The following is a 21,265-nucleotide window of genomic DNA, read 5'->3' as shown; positions in this document are numbered from 1 at the left end:
CCGCCTCCCATTATTAAGCAATTACTACTTTTTGCGAAATTAACATTTTCGGATGCACAATACATTGATACTCTCCATTGGTTGACAACTGTTGTGTATTTAATCCAATCAATACTTTGCTGACTACAATAGAACTACCTTCATAATCAATTTGCACACTGTCTGGCTTAACGGCCCATAAAAATTGACTCTCTACTCCTACTGCTCGAAAAGGAATTAATCGTAATTTTGTCGCCCACCCAGAATCATTCTCTGGTATTTGAGGAATCTCTGTTTTGGAATAAATTTGTTCTGTTAACCACGCTGGCAAGCAATGTTCTAATGATGAAATATGCATAATCATAACGGGTGTTTTTGTTAACGGGTCGTAAAGTTGGTTCCCACTATCAATTAAACCTGTGAGTTCTAGTTCCTCTTCAGCTAATTGAATTTTCAATTTTACAATTTGATCATAGTGTATTTTTGTAACCTCTACGCTTTCAATACGCTTTTTAGAAAAATAATAAATTACTGGAAAACCAAAAACAACAAACAACCAGCTAATTGGGTCACCATAAGAAATGGATTGAGATTGAACCAATCCATTTACCATTTCATTCGTTTGCAAAAAGAAATGAGTGCCAATTAACCCTCCGCCAACCATAAAGGTTACAAAGTAAAAAGTAAAAACAGTTTGTGCATAATTTCTAAACGTTGTAAACCCAAATGCTGTATACACAATTAGTAACGAGTACAGTAGTTTCATAATTGGATGTGTCATCATAGAAGCAAAAGGAGTAAAGGCAAAAATAACAATGGTTGAACCTATAAATGCCCCTAACACAAGCCTCCATCTTTTGATCTTCTTTTTTAACACGGTAGCTGTTAATAAAAGTAAAAGAAAATCAATGCAGGCGTTTAACAACCAAACAACGTCGGCGTAAACAACCAAACAATTCACCTCTTTTTTTGAGTTGAGACTAGTATAATGCATATCCAATAGGAAAGTGTGTCAATTTGCGGAGGTGTTTTTTTGTTATTTTGTGCTTTCTAGACAGAATCTGTCGGTAAAAAATAAAAGTATACGTTTCATAGAATACTATACTTGTTTGCTTACATATAAAGTGAAACTTTAATCAGCCCTCACGAATCGGGCCTTTACGGGCAGCAGCCCGCCCCCCACCTAACTTCTTTGCTTTCGCTGAATTTTCAGGTGGGGGTCTTACTGCCCAAAAAACAGCCGGATAAATCAAAATATATAAAATAAAAAAAGACCTGCTTAGCAGATCTTTTCCCTGTATAAAACAAAAAAGGAGCATGAAAGCTCCTTTTCTTTTATCGTCTACGACGGTTACGTAAGAATGCTGGAATATCGATGTCATCTGAATCTGTATGACGCTCATGCACAACCGGCTCTTCACGTTTCATTTCACGCTTAACTTCACGTTGTTTTGAAGGTTGAGCTACTTGCTGTTGCTGTTGTTGCGTGTGATTCGCAGTCGGACGAATAATTGGTTTTGGTGGCTGCGTCGCAGCACTATCATCAAAACCAGTTGCAATTACAGTTACAACGATATCATCTTTTAATCCTTCATTAATAACAGAACCGAAAATCATATTTACTTCTGGATCTGAAGCTGAAGCTACAATGTCTGCCGCTTCTTGTACTTCATATAAGCTTAAGTTAGCTCCACCCGTAATGTTCATGATAACACCTTGAGCTCCATCAATAGATGTTTCTAATAATGGACTAGAAATCGCTTTTTTCGCAGCTTCAGCAGCACGATTTTCTCCATTACCAGAACCAATACCCATTAAAGCAGAACCTCTATTAGACATAATTGTCTTTACGTCTGCGAAGTCTAAGTTAATTAAACCTGGTGTTGCAATTAAATCAGAAATACCTTGAACACCTTGACGTAATACGTTATCTGCTTCACGGAATGCTTCTAACATCGGCGTATTTTTATCAACAATCTCTAATAAGCGATCATTTGGAATTACAATAAGTGTATCTACATTTTCTTTAAATGCCGCAATACCAGATGCTGCTTGTGTTGCACGCTTGCGTCCTTCAAATGTAAATGGACGTGTTACAACACCAACTGTTAATGCGCCTAATTCTTTGGCAACTTGAGCAACAACTGGAGCTGCACCAGTTCCAGTTCCGCCGCCCATACCAGCAGTTACGAAGACCATATCTGCACCACGAAGTGCTTCTTGGATCTGTTCTTTACTTTCTTCTGCAGCTTTTTTCCCTACTTCGGGGTTTGCACCTGCACCAAGTCCACGTGTTAATTTTCCACCAATTTGCATTTTTGTTTCAGCTTTTGATAGATTTAATGCTTGTGCATCAGTATTCACAGCGATAAAGTCTACACCTTGTACACCGTGTTCAATCATACGGTTTACAGCATTGTTTCCGCCACCGCCGACACCGATAACTTTTATATTCGCTAATTGATCTTGAGTAGTATCAAACTCTAACATGTCGAAATCCCCCTAGAACCTCATTTTTCGTGTCCAATTTTAATCCCATAAATAACGGAATACACGTTTTACTTTTGACATCATACGGTCATCATTTTGATTATTATTGTTTTGATTACGAGTTTTTTGTTTCGCAGGTTGCTGTTGTACCGGCGTTGGTGCTGGTGCTGGTACTGGTTCAAAATGTTCTTGCTTTTCCTGCACATTTTTTCCACGTAATTTAGCTTTTTGATAAGAATGTTTAATTAATCCTACTCCACTTGTATATTGTGGCTCACGCACACCAATATAATCAGGAGTCGCTATACGAACATTTTCATGTAAAATATCATATGCAAGATCAAGAACACCCGGCATAGAAGCAATTCCACCAGTTAGTACATAACCAGAAGCTACTTGCTTTACTCCTAACTTACGCACTTCATCTTGAACAAACATTAAAATTTCCTCTACACGAGCCTCTATTATATCCGATAATTCCAACTGAGAATATTGTTCTGTTTGATCGCTTCCCATAATAGGAACCGTAAACATCTCTTCTTCAGATGCTGTATCATAAAAAGCATGTCCATATTTCAGCTTAATTTGATCTGCATTTTCTGTTGAAGTTTTCAACCCAATCGCAATATCCTTTGTTATATGGTCTCCACCTAACGGTAATACGCTCGTTGCTTGTAACTCTCCATCTTTAAAAATAGATAAAGTTGTAGATCCTCCCCCCATATCAACAAGGGCTACTCCTCTATGTTTTTCATCTGAAGATATAGCAACTGTTGCAGCCGCTAAAGGTTGAAGACAAATATCAACTATTTCAAGACCTGCTTTTTCTACACAACGAAGTAGGTTATGTAGTAAAGTTCTCGAGCCTGTTATAAGTGTACCTTCCATTTCTAATCTTACACCGATCATCCCGCGTGGATCGTTAATCTCGTCAAGACCGTCTACAATGAACTGTCGAGGTACCACATCAATAAACTCACGTTCTGGAGCAATTGACACAACTTGTGCTGCATCTAGAACGCGTAAGACATCTTCATTCCCGATTTCACGATCTTCATTTGAAACAGCGACTACTCCGTGACAAGGAAGTAGCTGTACCTGGTTTGCATTGACACCTACTACAACTTGCTCAATGTGGATTCCCACCATGCGCTCAGCTTGTTCAATTGCTTTTTTAATTGATCGAACAGTCTCGTCTATATCAACTATCGATCCCTTCTTTAAACCATTTGATTTTACATTTCCAACACCAATAATGTTTAAGCTGTCATTAACCATTTCACCAATGATGACTTTAACATTGGATGTACCGATGTCAAGACTAACATATATTTCATTGCTGTTCATTCTTTGGCACCTCCTTCTTTATTTATACCATACAACTCAATATATGGAACAACAATCGCAACTTTACTATTTATAAGAAAAATATTCAACGTCTTTATACGTTTCCCTTTTTTAACCCTATATTTTTCTTATTTTTATTTAACATTCATTTAAGAATATCGCAGTAAACTGTGAATAACTGCTTATCTTGAAATAATTCTATTTCAAGTGTAAAGATTACCGCCAAGTATAAGTCTACACTAAGATGTACTCATAGAAAAGTGAAACTTGTACCAATCCTAGTATGAATCTAAGAATTTTTACATCTTTTTCATCAAATGAACCATTCTTGTAAATTCAGATGCACCAAGCAGAACATTCGTTTCGTTTTTTCTACCACGACGTAGTGAAAACTATCTTTCTATTCTTTTTTTTCTTCCGCTCCTATTTCTTTCGTATATGCCCCTACTTCTAAGTCAATTAATACCTTCTTACCCGGCTCAATTGTTTTTAAGATAAGCGGATAAGCTTCCATACGCTTTGCGAAATTTTGAATCGTAGTGCTCACTTCGTATCCTTCGTTCATATATAAAGTAAGATGATCTTCATTCGCATTCGTCGGTGAATAACGAATTTCAGAAATAGACCTTAAAATAGTTGGTGTTAATTTTTCAAGCTCAGCAATTAACTCCTTCATTTTCTCCTCTTTAAAAGGTTCAAAAATTGGCGCTGCAACAGGGAGTTTTCCGTTCGGAAGTACATCGAGTGTTTTCCCGTTCTCTAATAACGGTTGTAGTTTCCCATCTTTGTTTATATAACCAATCGTTAAATATTCTTCAATATGAACATCAATTTTATTTGGAAAACGTTTTTTTACATTTACCGCTTTAATTTCTTTTCGTTTCGTTAGGTTTTCTTCTGCTTTATGTGCTGTCACTCGGAAATAACTTGTATCATACGTCACACCTGATTCCTTCATCACTTGTTCATCTGTCATATAATGATTTCCAAACACACTTATCTTTTTGATATTGCTTAGTGGAGACCGAAAGTAAATTAAAAAGAGTACTAATAAAAATAAAATTGATATGTATAAAATCAACCGATGATTAACATTTTTCTTGTTTTTCTTCTGTTGATTTTTTAACTTTGGTACACGATCCTGTAGTTTAATCACTTTACTATTTTTCATGTACGATCCCCCTACGTAACATAAAGAACGGCATGTTCCTCATGCCGTTCTTATCTTCTTATTATAACATAAATGATAATGAGCGGAACGAATAACCGTTATCTTCCAATGATTTCTACTTCTGTATGCATTTCTACGCCAAATTTATCCTTGATTGTTTGTTTTATGAATGCAATTAAAGATAAGACATCTTGCGCACTGGCTCCCCCAGTATTAATAATAAAATTCCCATGCATTTCAGAAATTTGAGCTCCGCCTATTTGATAACCACGAAGCCCCGCCTTTTCTATTAAGTTTCCTGCAAAATATGGGATTGGATTCCGAAATATACTTCCTGCACAAGGATGATTCCACGGCTGTGTTTCACGGCGGTAGTCTTTATTCTTTTGCATGACGCTTACGATTCCCTCACGCTCTCCTACCTGCAATTGAAACTCAGCTTCCAAAACAATACCAGGATGTTTCGTTTGCAATACAGAAGTACGATAGGAAAACTCCATTTCTTCATGCGTTAACCAATCAATTGTTCCGTTTTCAAACAAAATCAGAGCTTTTGATAATATGTTTGATATATCCGATTGATGTGCTCCTGCATTCATATACACCGCACCACCAACACTTCCTGGAATACCACTGGCAAATTCCAGGCCGGATAACCCTTGACGACTAAGTAAAGTTGATAATTTAATAAGGGGATACCCACCACCAACTCTTACTCTATGTTTTTCGACTTCTAAGTGGTCTAATCCTTCTCCTAAACGAATAACGACACCTTCTATACCTAGATCAGATACAAGAAGGTTCGAACCACGACCAATTACAGTCCACTTTGTTTTATATTTTTTTACTAACTGCAACGTTTTTTCAATACCGGCAACATGCTTTGGCACAATTAAAATATCAGCTGGTCCACCTATTTTCATAGTGGTATAACGTGCTAACGCTTCATCCACTAACACGCGACCAACATTTGCTTCTATAAGCTCATTTACTAATTGCTCCATAAACAATCTCCCCCATACTAATTATCCTTATTACAGTAGTATGCAGGGCGTTCACCTAACGTTATTTTTTTACAAGCTTATTCATTACTTCATACAGCTTATTTGCTGCATCTGGAATACCTAATTGTTCAGCAGCCAGCTTCATATTTTGTAATGTTTGTGCATCTAATAAAATTTCATCAATATCACGAATAAGCGTTTCTGCTGTTAAATCTTTTTCAAGTAACATTTTTGCTGCTCCTTTATCGACAACAGAACGCGCATTTTTTTCCTGATGGTTATTTGTTACGTAAGGACTCGGAATTAACACACTTGGCTTGCCTAACGCTGTTAATTCTGCAAGTGTTGTTGCCCCCGCTCTTGAAACAACAAGATCTACACCTGTAAGTACCTCTGGCATATTATGAATGAAAGGTTTAATAATAACATTATTCGGATTCCCTTTTTGCTTTACAGCCTCCATCACTTTGTCATAATGAACTTCACCGGTTACATACAATATTTCGTAACTTTTATTTCCAAACTGTTCAATTGCCTCTACGAAAGCATCGTTAATCGGTCTAGCCCCACGACTTCCACCAAAAATAAGTACGGACTTTTTAGGAAGGGATAAACCTACGGAACGTTTTCCTTTCATTCCATTCTGATCCATTACTTCTGATGCTCTTGGATTTCCTGTCATTACCACTTTTGACTGTGGAAAATGCTCTGCAGCCGCTTCAAAACAAACTGCAACTTTATCAACATAGCGGCTTAAAAATTTGTTCGTTACACCAGGTACACTATTTTGTTCATGTACAATAGTTGGAATACCTAATTTTGCCGCAGCATATACAACTGGTCCACATACATACCCACCCGTTCCAATCACAATATCCGGATTAAAACGACGAATATATCGTTTACTATCTTGTACACCCTTTAAGAAACGCATCACCGTTTTCACATTATCTAACGATATTTTACGCTTAAATCCACTTATAACAATAGATTGAAACGGTATACCTGCTTTTGGAACGATTGTGCTCTCTAATCCACTCTCCGTACCAATATATAAAAACCTTGCTTCCGGATTTAATTTTTTTATTTCTCTTATTAAAGCAAGAGCCGGATAAATATGACCTCCAGTGCCCCCACCACTTACTAATACACGCACTACTAACTCCTCCGCTTCTCTTTTCTGATTTCAGTCGTATTTATTTCTATATACATCATGTTTCTTCACGCACATACGAAAAACCCTGTCTTATAAAACAGGGTTTAGTAGCGAGAATGGCGACTTATATTTAATAATACACCTACTGCCATTAACATTAATGTCAAACTTGATCCACCATAACTTAAAAACGGCAAAGTAATACCCGTAACAGGCATCAATCCTGTTACAACACCAACATTAATCATTACTTGAATCGCAATCATCGCCACAATACCTACTGCTAAAAACGTACCATATAAATCTGGCGCTCCTAAAGCTATACGAATCCCACGCCATAATAACAGACTAAATAATAATAACACAAATGAACCACCAATAAAACCTAATTCCTCAGATAAGATTGCAAATATAAAGTCTGTTTGTGGTTCAGGTAAATAAAGAAATTTTTGTCTACTTTGTCCAAGTCCGAGCCCGAATAATCCACCAGGTCCAATTGCGAGTAACGATTGAATAATTTGAAATCCACTTCCAAGTGGATCTGACCACGGATCTAAATATGATGTAATACGTTTCATTCGATACGGTGCTGATGCAATTAGCCCTACAAATCCTGCTACACCAAGCAAACCAAACATTGCAAAGTGAAAGACCCTTGCTCCCGAGACAAATATCATAATGATACATGTTCCAACCATTACCGTTCCTGTACCAAGATCTGGCTGTAACATAATCATGCCAAAAGCAAGAAATACAAAACCTAGTGCTGGTAGTAAACCACGTTTAAAAGAGGTAATTAATTTTTGTCGTTCCGCTAAAAATTTCGCTAAAAAAATAATCATCGCAAACTTCATAAATTCTGACGGTTGAATGGAAAATGCCCCGATTCCAATCCAACTTCGTGCTCCTCCTCGAACAAGTCCTACTCCAGGAATAAGAACAAGAATAAGAAGAATGAAGCAAACTAGCAAAATTACTTTTGAATACGTACGCCACACCCAATAATCAATTTTCATAATAAAAAACATAGCCACTACACCTAGACTTGCAAATAGCAATTGCCTTTTTGCAAAAAAGAATGAGTCCCCCATTTTATAAGAGGCCCAAACCGCACTCGCACTATACACCATAATCATTCCGATTGTTAACAACGCAAGTGTAACGATGATGAGAATAAAATCAGGCGTTTTCTTCATTACCCATAAACACCACCTCTTTAGGCAGAAACTTTTGCCCTATGTAACAAAACATCAGTAGGTGTTAGCCTACTGATGTTTTGATTTACTTTATATAAGTTTATGCACAGCTTGTATAAAAATGTCTCCTCTTTCTTCAAATGTTTTAAATTGATCCCAGCTTGCACATGCTGGAGAAAGAAGAATTACATCGCCATCTGTAGAATGAGCATAAGCTTTCACTACAGCTTCATCTAAAGTATCGACACTTTCAATTGTATCTAATCCCGCTTTTTCTGCAGCTCTTACTAATTTTGGAGCTGTTTGTCCAAATGTCACAATTGCTTTTACATTTTTGAAATACGGAATTAAATCATCGAATTCATTTCCACGATCAAGCCCACCCGCTAATAACACAATCGGTTGTGTAAACGCAGCTAAAGCTTTCTCAGTCGCTAACATATTCGTTGCTTTTGAGTCATTATAAACCTTACGATTGTTAATAGTTGTTACATATTCTAAACGATGTTTTACACCTGTAAAACGTTTTAACACCGCCGTAATCGCTTCATTAGAAACACCCAATAATTTTGCGATACTCATCGCTGCTAAAATATTTTCTAAATTATGTTGACCAGGTAAAACGATATCGCCTACTTCAACAACTTTTTCACCTTTAAAGCAAAGAGCATTCTCTTTTATACACGCACCATCTTCAATTTCTTTCGTTGTCGAGAATAGTACTTTTTGCCCTTTACTATAAGCAGATAAAGCCATCACATCTGCATCATCTGCATTTATTACACTATAATCATTTTCTGTTTGGTTTTTAAAAATATTTGCTTTTGCTAAACCATATTCCTTTTTCGTCCCGTGATAATCTAAGTGGGCCTCAAATAAATTTAAAAACGCAGCAATTTTAGGTTGGAACAATTCTACTCCCATCAATTGGAAAGATGAAAGTTCTGTAACTACAACTTCATTTTCTTTTGCATCCTGTGCTACTTCACACGCTACAGTTCCAATGTTCCCTGCAATTACAGGATGCTTTTGTCCTTCTTTTAGCATTTCAAATGTAAGCATTGTCGTCGTCGTTTTACCGTTAGACCCCGTAATCCCAACAAATGGAGCTTCTGAAATACGATATGCTAATTCAACTTCCGTAACAATCGGAATTTGCTTTTCTTTCGCAGCTACTAATATTGGATTAGAATACGGGATTCCTGGATTTTTTACCACAAGAGAAATATTTCTCTCTAACAATTCTAAAGGATGACCACCGCATACAACGTCCATTCCTTTTGCTTGTAATTCTGCAGCAAGTACATTATCCGCTAAAGGCTTTCCGTCATTTACAATAACATTTGCCCCTATTTTTTGTAACAGCGTAGCTGCTGCATAACCACTTTTTGCAATGCCTAATACAAGAATATTTTTATTTTGAAATTCAGTTACAGTTTTCAATTACATCCACACCCCGATATAAATTCCTAACACAGCTAATAAAAATCCTACAGACCAAAACGTCACAACAACACGCCACTCTGACCAACCACATAATTCATAATGATGGTGTAATGGACTCATTTTAAAGACACGTTTTCCTGTTGTTTTAAAAGAAATGACCTGAATAATAACAGATAAAGTTTCCATTACGAATACTCCACCAATGATTACAAGTAGTAATTCTTGTTTTAATAAAATCGCTACAGCTGCAATGGCTCCACCTAAAGCTAAAGAACCTGTATCTCCCATAAACACTTTCGCTGGATTTGCATTGAATACTAAAAATCCAAGTACAGCTCCTACAACTGCCATACAGAATATCGCTACTCCAAATTGCTCTTGTGCGACTGCAATAATACTAAACGCCCCAAATGCAATAGCAGCTGTTCCTGATAATAAACCATCTAAACCGTCAGTTAAGTTAACTGCATTTGATCCACCAATAAGCATAAATAATACAAGTACAAAATACGCCCAACCTAGTTCAAACTTAACATCTGTTCCCGGAATCATGATGTATGTGTGGAACGCTTGCCCTTTTCCAATTAAAAAGAACGCAATAGCAATAACAAGCTGACCTACTAATTTTTGTTTTGATGTTAAACCAAGATTTCTCTTCTTAACTACCTTTATGTAGTCATCTAAAAATCCAATTAATCCGTAGCCAAATGTCACTAATAATAATAACGAAACCTCTGCACCTAAATGATTAAATTTAATTGCCATAATAAGTGAAGTTACCATCATAGATACATATATGACAATACCACCCATTGTCGGTGTCCCTGATTTTTTTTGATGTGACTTTGGTCCCTCATCACGAATACTCTGTCCGAACTTTAATTTCCTTAAAAATGGAATAAACAATGGCGAAAGGGCAACCGAAATTAAGAATGCTACCCCAGCCGTTACTAATAAACCTTGCTCAAGCACATGTAGTCCTCCTCTCACGTTGTTACTCTTCGCTGTTTAAACGCTCTGTAATTGCTTCTTTAGCGACTTCACGATCGTCAAAATGATGAACGTCTTTACCAATAATTTGATACGTTTCATGACCCTTACCAGCAATAATGATGATATCTTCAGCTTTCGCGTTAGCAATTGCATGGTATATCGCTTCTTTTCTATCAATAATTACTTCATAATTATTCCCATTTGCACCCTGCACCATATCATCTAAAATAGCCCCTGGCTCTTCACTTCTTGGGTTATCTGAAGTGTAAAGTGCGTGAGTTGCATATTTTGTTGCAACACTTGCCATGATTGGTCTCTTTGTTCGATCTCTATCTCCGCCACAACCGACGATACAATATACATCGCCTTTTGCAAACTGTTTTGCTGTTTTTAATACATTCTCTAAGCTATCTGGTGTATGTGCATAATCAACAATAACTGTATAATTTTGTCCACCATCAACTACTTCAAAACGTCCTGGAACTCCAGCTAGTTGCTTTATTACATCAATAACCGTTTCTAAACTTACACCAGAAACAAGTCCTGCCGCTGTTGCTGCTAGTACGTTATATACATTAAATTTCCCAATCAATTTCATCGTAACATTTACACTTTCATACGGTGTTACAAGCGTAAATGTAGTTCCACCACTCGTCATAACGATATCTTTGGCCATAATATCACTAGTTGTATCAATTCCATACGTTACAACAGTCGCCGCAGTACTTCTCATATATTCCGGAGTTACAGCATCATCGTTATTCAGTACCGCGTACTTTTCACGATCATGATTATAACTATTGCCAAGTTGTGCAAATAGCAACCCTTTTGCATGTTTATATTCTTCCATCGTTTTATGATAGTCTAAATGATCTTGTGTTAAATTTGTAAACACTGCTACATCGTAATCACATCCGTGTACACGACCAAGATCTAAAGCATGTGACGAAACTTCCATTACTGTACTATCTACACCGTGCTCAACCATTTTTGAAAATGTCTGTTGAAGTGTTAGTGCATCTGGTGTTGTATTTTTCACCTCAAATGTTTCATCACCGATTTTCATATTAATCGTTCCAATTAACCCCGTTTTATGACCATGTGCGCGCATAATCTCATCCATAATATGCGATGTTGTTGTCTTTCCATTTGTACCTGTAATTCCGATTAAATGTAACTTGTGTGTTGGTTGACCATAAAAATAATCAGCTAAAATCGCTAACGAACGAAAAGTGTTTTTCACAAGTACAACTGGAACGTCAACATCAATTGGTCTTTCCGCAACAATAGCAGCCGCTCCTTGTGCCGCTGCTTGCTTAGCAAAATCATGGCTATCAACCGTATATCCTTTCATACATACAAATAAGCTTCCCTCTTTCACTTTACGTGAATCAGCTTCTATAGATGTGATTTCTGGATTTTCTTTTGGAACAACTGGAAAATCATGCAAACATGATAAAAGTGTATGCAACTTCATTTCACTAAACCCTCTCTACATTGTGTATTTATCTCTTTTTTAATAAGCAACACGTTACCTCCTAATTATGTAAAGTAGGAGGTAAGTGCTACAGTGTCTAATAAATAGACCTATTTATAATTGAGGCTCTTACAGCCTCAATTTAAGTAACTCTTCTATAAAGAACTCACTTCCACCAATTGTACCATAAAACGTACTAGGTTACCTTTAATTCCCGAAGTAAATTCTAATTTTTGAGCCTTCTTTCACTTTAGCTCCTGCTTCTGGGGATTGTTTAATTACTTTCTCTCCGTCTCCACTTATATCAAGCTTCAAATCGACGAGCTGTGTCTGTAAGTCTTTCTTTTTCATACCAATTAAATTCGGAACTTCCACAGTTGGTGTATCGCCCCATTTATATTCTCTCTCAACTTGTTCTGTTCTCGGTTTCACGCCCATAACTGGAAGTGCATCCCGAAGAATATTCCCAACAATTGGTGCTGCTACTACTCCACCAAATTGAGTTACACCTTTCGGATTATCAACAGCAACATAGACAACAATTTCCGGATCGTCTGCTGGAGCAAAGCCGATAAAAGATACTATATAATTATTCTCTAAATATTTACCATCTTTCACCTTTTGAGCCGTACCTGTTTTTCCACCTACACGATACCCATCAATGAAAGCACCTTTACCAGATCCTTTTGCTACAACATTCTCTAGTGCATACCGAACTTTTTCTGAAGTTTCCTTGGAAATAACTTTTCTTTTTTCCACAGGTGTCTTTTTACTTACAACTTGATTATTTTTCGGATCAATAAATTCCTTAGCTATATACGGTTGATACAATGTCCCACCATTTACAGCTGCTGCTACTGCCGCTACTTGTTGGATTGGCGTAACAGAAACACCTTGACCGAATGAAGTTGTTGCTTGCTCCACTGGACCGACTTTATCTAGATTAAATAAAATCCCACTACCTTCACCTTGCAAATCAATTCCGGTTTTCTGTCCAAAGCCGAAATTACGAATATATTTAAACAATCGGTCTTTACCAAGACGATCACCAAGTTCGATAAATCCTGGGTTACAAGAGTTTTGAACTACTTCTAAAAACGTTTGGCTACCATGGCCTCCTGCTTTCCAGCATTTCAATCTAGCTCCACCCACTTCAGCTGCTCCATCATCATAAAACGTATCTTTCTCTAAGTCTACTAAATTTTCATTCAAGGCTGAGGCTAACGTAATGATCTTAAATGTTGAACCAGGCTCATACGTGCTCCATACTGGTAAATTTCTATTATACACTTCTGGAGAAACACTTTGAAAATCTGCTGGATCAAAGCTCGGCCGACTCGACATGCCTAAAATTTCACCATTTTTCGGATTCATTGCAATCGCAATCATACCATCTGGATTATAAGTCGACTCTGCAATATTCATTTCTCTTTCCATAATTCTATTAATACGTGCATCAATTGTTAAACCTAAATTCAAACCAGCTTCTGGTTTTTTGAAATCATCGCCAACATTAGGCATCCTTTGTCCTTTTGCATCTGCAAAAAAACGCACATGACCGTCATCACCATTTAGCTCTTTATCATAATATTTTTCTAGTCCCATAAGACCTTGGTTATCACTACCTGCAAACCCTAATACGTGTGATAAAAAGTTGCCAAATGGATAGTACCGGATAGAGTCCTCTGCGATATAAACACCTTTCAAACTTAATCCTCGTACCTCTTTCGCTTTATCATGTGATATTTTCCTTCCACCTTTATCTAACCTTACAATTGATTCTTTTTTTGTAATTCTCTTATAAACCTCATCTTTTTCCACACCTAATACTGCAGCTAACTTCTCTGCAGTCTCTGCTGGTTTTTCAATTTGCCTCGGTACAACAAAGACAGTTGGGGCACTTTTATTCGTAGCAAGTTCCACACCATTTCGGTCTAAAATTTTCCCACGTTCAGGTTCAAAAGTAATATTACGACTCCATGAATCCTTCGCACGATCCGTTAACATATTGCCAAGAAAAAATTGCACATATCCAAGACGAATATCGATGATAGTGAAAATAAGTATACCTGATATGAGTATAAAAATAAGTCGTTTTCTAACCGTTACATTTGATACACGCATATTGGAACAAGCCTCCCTTACGCCTAGCTTGTTCCAATATATGCTTGTACTTATTTAATTAGAACTTCTTCTCTTTTACCATTACGGTTTTTCTGCTTCTTGTTGTGGTTCAAGTGGCGGTACAAGTGTTACACCTAACTCTGTACCAGGTTGCAACAATGTTCCTTCTGCCACACTTTGTTCAGTTACGTATCCGGTACCAGTAGGTTTTAGGTTAAGCTTTAATGTTTTCGCTAAATTCATAACATCACGCAGTGCCCAGCCTTGTATATTTGGCATTGTAGGTTTATCTCCTACTAAGAAGACTCGGTCACCCTTCAATGTTTGCTCAGTCGCTTTCGGCACTTGCTGCTGCACTTTCCCTTCACCTAATACGATTGGACGAAGTTTTGCTTTATCAATCGCTTTTTTCGCTTCTTCCATCGTTTTTCCGGTTACATCTGGAACAGCAGTTTGCTGCTCTTTCACATATTTCTTCGGATCTTTCACTTCATTAGGCTTAATCTTTAAATACTCTAAACTATTCTTCGTTACATATTTAAAAATATCAGCTAAAGGTTGTGCGCCACTCTCATCATCTTTCAATTTCGGTTGTTTAACAGCTACATATACAACAAGCTGCGGATCATCCATAGGTGCCATACCTAAGAACGAGAATATATAATTCTCTCTTCCTGTCATATAGCCACCTTTTCCATCCGGAATTTGCGCTGTTCCTGTTTTACCACCAACTGAATAACCATCGACTTTATAAGCAGTTCCTGTTCCTTTCGGCGATGTAACAACACGCTCTAATAACTGTCTTACTTGCGCTGCTGTTTCTTTTGTAACAGGTTTTCCCACTTCTTCTGGCTTATGTTCTAATTTCACTTCCCCTGTTATTGGATTTACAATTTTATCAACTGTATAAGGTTTCATCATTTTTCCATCATTTGCAATAGCAGTTGCAGCTTGCACAAGCTGAATTGGTGTTACAGTAGAACCTTGTCCAAATGCTGTTGTTACTTGCTGTATTTGCTGATCGAATATAATTGTATTTGAACCTTCACCAGGTAAATCAATGTTCGTTTTTTCATCTAATCCAAAGCTATGAATATACTTTCGGAAACGTTCTGGACCAAGTTTTTGATCCCCTAAAATCGCAAACGCTACGTTTGAAGAGCGCTCTACCCCTTCATCAAATGTGATAGATCCCCATCCAGCGCCGCCGTTATGATCTTTTATTTTTCGGTTTCCGACTTGATATGTACCAGACTGATAATAATCTTGTCCTTTATACACACCTTCATTAATAGCTGCTGCTAGCGTGAATATTTTCATTGTTGATCCAGGTTCAAATGCATTTGCAATTGCGTCATTGAAGAAATATTTAATTTGACGATCATTTGGATCATAACTAGGTTTACTAGACGTTGCTAATATTTTCCCTGTTTTTGGATCCGCAACAATCCCTATTAAACTTTCTGGTTCATAATGTTTACTCGCTTCTTTCATTGCGTCTTCTAAATAACTTTGAATACGTTGATCTATCGTTAAATACGCGTTATCTCCGTTTTTAGGTGCCTCTACGTTCACTTTCCCGCCGTCAAGAGACACACCTTTACGATCACCTGTATAAGCTACTTTTCCGTTAGAAGCACTTAAATACTTATCCAAACTTTTTTCTAAACCAAATTGCCCTACCGAAATCCCCTCTTCATTCGGTTTAGCATGACCTATAACGTAAGATGCAAAATCACCGTTCGGATACACTCTTGCATTTTCAGTAATAAAAGATATGCCTGGCAATTTTAATGCTTCTATTTGTTCCTTCTGTTCTTTCGTCAAATCTTTACCTAGCGTTCCAAATTCGACTTGACTTTTACCTTCTTTATTTAACGTGGATAAAATCTTCTCTTCGTCTTTTCCGAGTACTCCCGCAATTTTCTTTGCAGTATCCTCTTTATTTTCAACATGATTCGCACCTTTTAATTCCGCTACAAGTTTATAAGAGTTTGCATCTTGCGCTAATACATGACCATTTTGATCATAAATCGTCCCGCGATTTGCTTCCAGAACTCCTGTTTTACTGTGTTTTTGCTTAGCAAGTGCATCCAAATCATGATTATGAACTGATCCAGTTGCTTGTATGTAAAAAAATCGGGCTAACAATAGCAAAAAGAGCAGGAGGAATAAAATCATAAAATACCCTGCTCCCTTATTGGTATGAAATTTAGTCATATTTCTCTTCATTTTCCATTCACACCTATTGCCTTATTTTAGGCCCTTCACATTATTCGCATTAATTTCTAGCCCGTGTTTTTTTGCAACTTCAGCAATTCGTTCATAACGACTCAACTTCTCTACTTCAGCCTGTAACTCTTGATTTTCTTTTTGCTGCTGTACAATTTTTTGTTCTATCGTCGCTGCTTCTACATTAACTTGATAAAGGCCTGCTTTATTTCCAATAAACGCTACACAGGCATACAATAAAAAGCCAATAAATGCTACATACAACAGTTTTTCGATTCTTGTAATCTTCGCTTTAGCTTTTGGCTGAACCATCTGCTGTGGGGGCGTTTGAATCTGTACCTCTTCTTGCGCTTGTTGTTTGTACTTTACAGCTAAGTTACTCATACCTCTCTCCCCTTTTTATCGTTTTTCAGCGATTCTCAATTTCGCAGAACGCGCTCGATTATTTTCTTCTAACTCTATATCAGAAGGTAAAATCGGTTTTCTTGTAATAAGCTTTAATTTCGGCTTAAATTCATCAGGAATAATTGGTAATCCTTGCGGCAATTGTGGCGTTGTACTATTTCGCTTAAACGTCGTTTTACAAATACGGTCTTCTAAAGAATGAAATGTTATAACACTAACTCTTCCGCCTGGCTTGACCATCTCAATTGCAGATTCCAACGCTTCTTCAAATACTTTCAATTCATCATTTACGGCAATACGGATTGCTTGGAACACTCGCTTCGCAGGATGTCCACCCGTTCTACGAGCAGGAGCTGGAATACCCTCTTTAATTAGTTCTACTAATTCTGCTGTCGTTTCAATAGCTTTATTCTCACGATACGCTTCAATTTTCCTAGCTATTTGTTTTGAAAATTTCTCTTCACCATACTGGAAGAAAATCCTTACAAGTTGTTCATATGACCAGCTATTCACAACATCATATGCTGTTAAAGGGGCGTCTTGATCCATCCGCATATCTAACGGTGCATCATGATGATAACTAAAGCCACGCTCTGGTGTATCTAATTGCGGGGATGAAACACCTAAATCAAATAAAATACCGTCTACTTCTGTTATGCCTAATTCCTGTAGTTTTTCAGATAAATAACGGAAATTACTTTTTACTGTTATGAACTGCTCACCGTATGAAGAGAATTTTTCTTTCGCATTTTGAATCGCTATCTCATCTTGATCAAACGCGATTAACTTTCCACCTTCAGTTAATTGGGACAATAAATAAGAACTATGTCCTCCTCCCCCCAGTGTACAATCTACATATGTACCACCTGGCTTTATATCTAAGCCGTCTACTGTTTCCTTTAAAAGCACTGTTACGTGTTTAAACATTGTTGCACCTACTCTTTTTCCAATTAATTATGTTGAATGCATCTCCTCCCCTAATCGTACATTTCACGATTAGAGAAAGAAATACTATGAAAGAACGACTCATTTAACTTGCCTACAAAGGCAGCATACTATACAAATCGCTATTTTCTTTTATTATATACTAAATTTTATCATCTTTTGCGGGAATTTAAATAAAAAACTGTCGAAAAAGATAATAATACGTTTACATTTTGTGCTATTTTGTCATATATTTAAGTATCCTGCATAATTACGATATCCATTATTTTTAAATTAATAATTCAGAAAAATTTCACTTCACAGTAAATTCAACGGGACAAAAATAAAATCCTGCTCCTAAGAGCAAGATTCTATAGTTTTATAACATGATGTTTTCCGTCCCAAGAAAACGGGTTTTCCATTACACGATCAACGAAATCCAAACCGAACTGATTTAAATAGTAACAAACATTCCACACACGCTCTTGCGGCGCCCCTAATGGACGAAGCGCAAATTGTATGCGACGGAATTTATTTAGCTGTACTTCATGTTTTTTCTCAACATTTCTTTTCAACATTCTTTCCAACAGTTCAATTTGTTCATTAATTTTGAATTCATTTTTCCCTGCAAACGCACTTAATCCTGGATCTATTTTCTTCACAAATTGTTGTAATGACGTATGAATATCAATTATTTCTTTTTTCGCCTCTACAAATCGATCATCTATCGGTTCCTCTACTTGATTAGATAACCAGTTTTCACGCAGCGTATCTACGTTATTTAAAAACGGGTCACTCTCTTGCAATTGTAAATCGCGTAAATCTGTCGCTATATCCCTCTCTATATAAGTGATTGTAATACGCGGAACGACAGGCGGCATTCGGAAACCGATAGTATGGAAGACTTGTTGCAATTCACTCCAGTAAGCTAATTCCCCTGGTCCTCCAATAAACGCCAGTGTAGGAAATACATACTCTTGCATAAGAGGGCGCGTTACAACATTATTACTAAAGCGTTCCGGGCTTCTCTCCATCTCTTCCATCAATTCCTCATACGAAAAGGAATACGCGCCATCCTTCCCAACAAACTTTCCTTGATCATCTTCAAGTAATACTCGCTCGTTATCAATTTCCATGAATATATGTACTGCATTATACTTTGTTTCAATAATCGGTTTATACCCTAATTCTTTAATTACTTCCTGTTGATTATGAAGCCCCTCTTGCACTTCTTTATACTTACCTATAATTTGCTTGAAAAACGGCACTTCTAATTTTCTTAATTCAGGATGATGCGAATCAACAAGAATTAAACCAGAATTCACGAACATTTTCATAATAAGATGGCCAAAGAAATCTACATACGTATTCGATTTCCCCAAAGAATCATCAATAAATTGTAGTACATCCTTTGTAAAATTCGTTTCAGGGTATGTTTTGAAAATTTCTTCAACCCACTTTCTACAGTCTTCCAAAGAAAGCTCAGACTCTGAAGCACTCGCCCTTTTCGGATTACGATCATGAAAAATAGTCTTTTTTATTTTTTTATTCTTCGTTACAAAAGTATGATTAATTTCATCCATATCATGGTCTTCACCAGCAATCCAGAAAACAGGAACAACTTTAACACCTAAACTTTCTTCCTTTTCCCTCGCAAGCTGTAAAACTGAAATGATTTTATGAATTGTATAAAGTGGCCCAGTTAATAACCCAGCTTGTTGTCCAGCTATAACAACATATGTATTTTCATCTCCAAGCGCTTTTACATTTTGAATCGTAGCTTCGCCCGCTTGTAATTTTGTATTATATTCTAATAAATGCGCTACTAAATCTTGGCGGAAAAACTCCCTCTCACGCAAATCTTGTACACGCTGTTTAAAAGCATCTTCTGTTAACATATAATCAAAACACGACTGTATCTCTTTTTTACCGTTCATATAGTCCGCTACAACACCTTGTTGCGGAACAGAGATTTCTTTTATCTCCATATAATTCTTCCTTTCGTATCCTGTTCTCTCACCAATCCACATTGTAGTCAATGTTTCACGTAAAAGCAAAGAATTACACTTATACTTTTACTTCCAATCCTTTTATTGCATCGAACAAAAATTGAAGTGTCGGAACAGATTGTTGCTGTTTCTTAGCTTCTTCTAATACATATCCAACAATCGCACCAATTTCCGTTTGTCTACTCGCCCTCACATCTGCCAGCATAGATGATGTATTATGAGACGTCCTTTCACATACGCGGCTTACCATTTCCCATACCATTTCTTTTTCTTCTTTAACGAGAAAAACAACTTCCTGAAATACTTGTTCCATCATCTGATAAAAAAACGGGTTCGTAATCAACTCTCCGTTCTGAACTTGTAATAATGCTGTCAATGGATTGATACATACATTAACTACTAATTTTTTGTGCATAACATCCTTCCAATCATCTTCTATTTGAATCGGAAAATGAGGAAAAGGAAAGCAATTTAATATTTTTTCAAAATGTATAGACTGGCCGTGCACGACCCCAAACTTTGTTACACCTATCCCCGTATGATAAACGGTATGTCTTTCTTCTTTTTTCGCACCATGCTCTACAATCCCAACTGCAATATTTTCATTCCCTATTTTCTGCATAGTATGGAGGTGTGACATTCCGTTTTGCAAAAAGATTAATGAGGATTCCCCTCGCACAAAAGGCAGTATGTCAGTTATATGATATTGCTTAACAGCAATAAATATATAGTCTAGCTTCTGATCTAGCATACTTTCTATTGGTAAAACAAGCGGGAATACCGTTTCACTTTTTCCATCCCTCATACAAGTTACACCCGTTACATTCAATTCCTCAGCCTGTTTAGCTGTCCTTGTAAACAACGTAACATCTTGCCTACTTTTTTGTAAATAAAATGCATACAATAGACCGATAGCTCCCGGTCCTACAATTCCGATTTTCATTTTCACACAAGGAACTCATATGAACACGATACATAAGTCCCTTTTCCCTCCCCCTTTTCATCCCGCAAAAACCTGATTGCTGCGGAATCATAATTAACTACAGGTGAACAAATCCCACCGATTACAGTTTCACTTTATCTTCCTCAATTACATGAATGCCATTTACAATTTCATTGCTCTTTGACAAACAAATGCAACCTCTTCTTTCAATATGTATATACTACCTATTAATATGCTTCTACTCTTAGTTTAGCAAATCCTCAAAAAAATAATAAAAGAAATATACTATCATCTTCATAAAAATAAAAAAATGAGTTATAATATTATTATAAATATTTTTACTTTTCTGCATTCAACGAGACATGAAAA

General features: G+C 36.8%; 16 protein-coding genes. All 16 read right to left on the bottom strand.

Annotation, left to right across the window (positions count from 1 at the left end; translation table 11 throughout):
- Positions 1 to 13: 13 nt before the first annotated feature.
- The 16 genes from spoIIGA to panE all read right to left on the bottom strand — a co-directional run bounded on the left by spoIIGA (position 14) and on the right by panE (position 20,896).
- Positions 14 to 931 (bottom strand): sigma-E processing peptidase SpoIIGA, encoded by a 918-nt coding sequence (spoIIGA, locus tag AABL52_RS07965; protein WP_000261977.1) that lies wholly within the window; start codon positions 929 to 931, stop codon positions 14 to 16.
- A 383-nt stretch (positions 932 to 1,314) separates the two neighbouring features.
- Complete coding sequence (gene ftsZ / locus AABL52_RS07960) at positions 1,315 to 2,469, bottom strand: cell division protein FtsZ (RefSeq protein WP_000888981.1); 1,155 nt, start codon at positions 2,467 to 2,469, stop codon at positions 1,315 to 1,317.
- Between the two features lie 39 nt (positions 2,470 to 2,508).
- A complete protein-coding gene (ftsA, locus tag AABL52_RS07955) occupies positions 2,509 to 3,816 on the bottom strand; it encodes a cell division protein FtsA (protein WP_001087544.1) in 1,308 nt (435 codons plus the stop codon).
- 400 nt (positions 3,817 to 4,216) lie between these two features.
- Positions 4,217 to 4,987: a cell division protein DivIB gene (divIB, locus tag AABL52_RS07950; RefSeq protein WP_000798231.1), complete on the bottom strand. Its 771-nt coding sequence runs from the start codon at positions 4,985 to 4,987 to the stop codon at positions 4,217 to 4,219.
- 98 nt (positions 4,988 to 5,085) lie between these two features.
- Positions 5,086 to 5,991 carry a UDP-N-acetylmuramate dehydrogenase gene (gene murB, locus AABL52_RS07945; protein WP_097844193.1) on the bottom strand — a complete coding sequence of 302 codons (906 nt, stop codon included), beginning with the start codon at positions 5,989 to 5,991 and terminating at the stop codon, positions 5,086 to 5,088.
- 61 nt (positions 5,992 to 6,052) lie between these two features.
- On the bottom strand, positions 6,053 to 7,147 hold the full coding sequence (murG, locus tag AABL52_RS07940; RefSeq protein ID WP_001265423.1) for an undecaprenyldiphospho-muramoylpentapeptide beta-N-acetylglucosaminyltransferase: 1,095 nt from the start codon (positions 7,145 to 7,147) through the stop codon (positions 6,053 to 6,055).
- A 104-nt stretch (positions 7,148 to 7,251) separates the two neighbouring features.
- Entirely contained in the window at positions 7,252 to 8,343 is a 1,092-nt protein-coding gene (gene spoVE, locus AABL52_RS07935; RefSeq protein WP_000753515.1) for a stage V sporulation protein E, read from the bottom strand.
- Between the two features lie 90 nt (positions 8,344 to 8,433).
- Positions 8,434 to 9,786: a UDP-N-acetylmuramoyl-L-alanine--D-glutamate ligase gene (murD, locus tag AABL52_RS07930; protein ID WP_000860095.1), complete on the bottom strand. Its 1,353-nt coding sequence runs from the start codon at positions 9,784 to 9,786 to the stop codon at positions 8,434 to 8,436.
- The gene (mraY, locus tag AABL52_RS07925; protein WP_000893058.1) at positions 9,787 to 10,761 is read right to left on the bottom strand and encodes a phospho-N-acetylmuramoyl-pentapeptide-transferase; all 975 of its coding nucleotides are present in this window, start codon (positions 10,759 to 10,761) and stop codon (positions 9,787 to 9,789) included.
- Positions 10,762 to 10,783: 22 nt separating this feature from the next.
- A complete protein-coding gene (murE, locus tag AABL52_RS07920; protein WP_341519138.1) occupies positions 10,784 to 12,259 on the bottom strand; it encodes a UDP-N-acetylmuramoyl-L-alanyl-D-glutamate--2,6-diaminopimelate ligase in 1,476 nt (491 codons plus the stop codon).
- 207 nt (positions 12,260 to 12,466) lie between these two features.
- Positions 12,467 to 14,383 (bottom strand): stage V sporulation protein D, encoded by a 1,917-nt coding sequence (locus tag AABL52_RS07915; protein WP_001266243.1) that lies wholly within the window; start codon positions 14,381 to 14,383, stop codon positions 12,467 to 12,469.
- An 81-nt stretch (positions 14,384 to 14,464) separates the two neighbouring features.
- Positions 14,465 to 16,564, bottom strand: a complete 2,100-nt coding sequence (locus AABL52_RS07910) for a penicillin-binding protein (RefSeq protein ID WP_341519137.1) — start codon at positions 16,562 to 16,564, stop codon at positions 14,465 to 14,467.
- A gap of 72 nt (positions 16,565 to 16,636) precedes the next feature.
- Entirely contained in the window at positions 16,637 to 16,999 is a 363-nt protein-coding gene (gene ftsL / locus AABL52_RS07905; RefSeq protein WP_000067081.1) for a cell division protein FtsL, read from the bottom strand.
- Positions 17,000 to 17,014: 15 nt separating this feature from the next.
- On the bottom strand, positions 17,015 to 17,947 hold the full coding sequence (rsmH, locus tag AABL52_RS07900; protein ID WP_000472511.1) for a 16S rRNA (cytosine(1402)-N(4))-methyltransferase RsmH: 933 nt from the start codon (positions 17,945 to 17,947) through the stop codon (positions 17,015 to 17,017).
- 368 nt (positions 17,948 to 18,315) lie between these two features.
- Positions 18,316 to 19,932, bottom strand: a complete 1,617-nt coding sequence (gene bshC / locus AABL52_RS07895) for a bacillithiol biosynthesis cysteine-adding enzyme BshC (RefSeq protein WP_341519136.1) — start codon at positions 19,930 to 19,932, stop codon at positions 18,316 to 18,318.
- A gap of 79 nt (positions 19,933 to 20,011) precedes the next feature.
- Positions 20,012 to 20,896: a 2-dehydropantoate 2-reductase gene (panE, locus tag AABL52_RS07890; protein WP_341519702.1), complete on the bottom strand. Its 885-nt coding sequence runs from the start codon at positions 20,894 to 20,896 to the stop codon at positions 20,012 to 20,014.
- Positions 20,897 to 21,265: the final 369 nt, after the last annotated feature.

This window comes from Bacillus paramobilis (genome assembly GCF_038096195.1).
Lineage (GTDB): Bacteria > Bacillota > Bacilli > Bacillales > Bacillaceae_G > Bacillus_A > Bacillus_A mobilis.
This window is presented reverse-complemented; position numbering and strand designations above follow the sequence as displayed.

Coding starts and splice junctions, on each gene's coding strand:
- ftsZ (WP_000888981.1), bottom strand. CDS start 2,469: ATGTTAGAGTTTGATACTACTCAAGATCAATTAGCGAATATAAAAGTT.
- ftsA (WP_001087544.1), bottom strand. CDS start 3,816: ATGAACAGCAATGAAATATATGTTAGTCTTGACATCGGTACATCCAAT.
- divIB (WP_000798231.1), bottom strand. CDS start 4,987: ATGAAAAATAGTAAAGTGATTAAACTACAGGATCGTGTACCAAAGTTA.
- murB (WP_097844193.1), bottom strand. CDS start 5,991: ATGGAGCAATTAGTAAATGAGCTTATAGAAGCAAATGTTGGTCGCGTG.
- spoVE (WP_000753515.1), bottom strand. CDS start 8,343: ATGAAGAAAACGCCTGATTTTATTCTCATCATCGTTACACTTGCGTTG.
- murE (WP_341519138.1), bottom strand. CDS start 12,259: ATGAAGTTGCATACACTTTTATCATGTTTGCATGATTTTCCAGTTGTT.
- AABL52_RS07915 (WP_001266243.1), bottom strand. CDS start 14,383: ATGCGTGTATCAAATGTAACGGTTAGAAAACGACTTATTTTTATACTC.
- AABL52_RS07910 (WP_341519137.1), bottom strand. CDS start 16,564: ATGATTTTATTCCTCCTGCTCTTTTTGCTATTGTTAGCCCGATTTTTT.
- ftsL (WP_000067081.1), bottom strand. CDS start 16,999: ATGAGTAACTTAGCTGTAAAGTACAAACAACAAGCGCAAGAAGAGGTA.
- rsmH (WP_000472511.1), bottom strand. CDS start 17,947: ATGTTTAAACACGTAACAGTGCTTTTAAAGGAAACAGTAGACGGCTTA.
- bshC (WP_341519136.1), bottom strand. CDS start 19,932: ATGGAGATAAAAGAAATCTCTGTTCCGCAACAAGGTGTTGTAGCGGAC.
- panE (WP_341519702.1), bottom strand. CDS start 20,896: ATGAAAATCGGAATTGTAGGACCGGGAGCTATCGGTCTATTGTATGCA.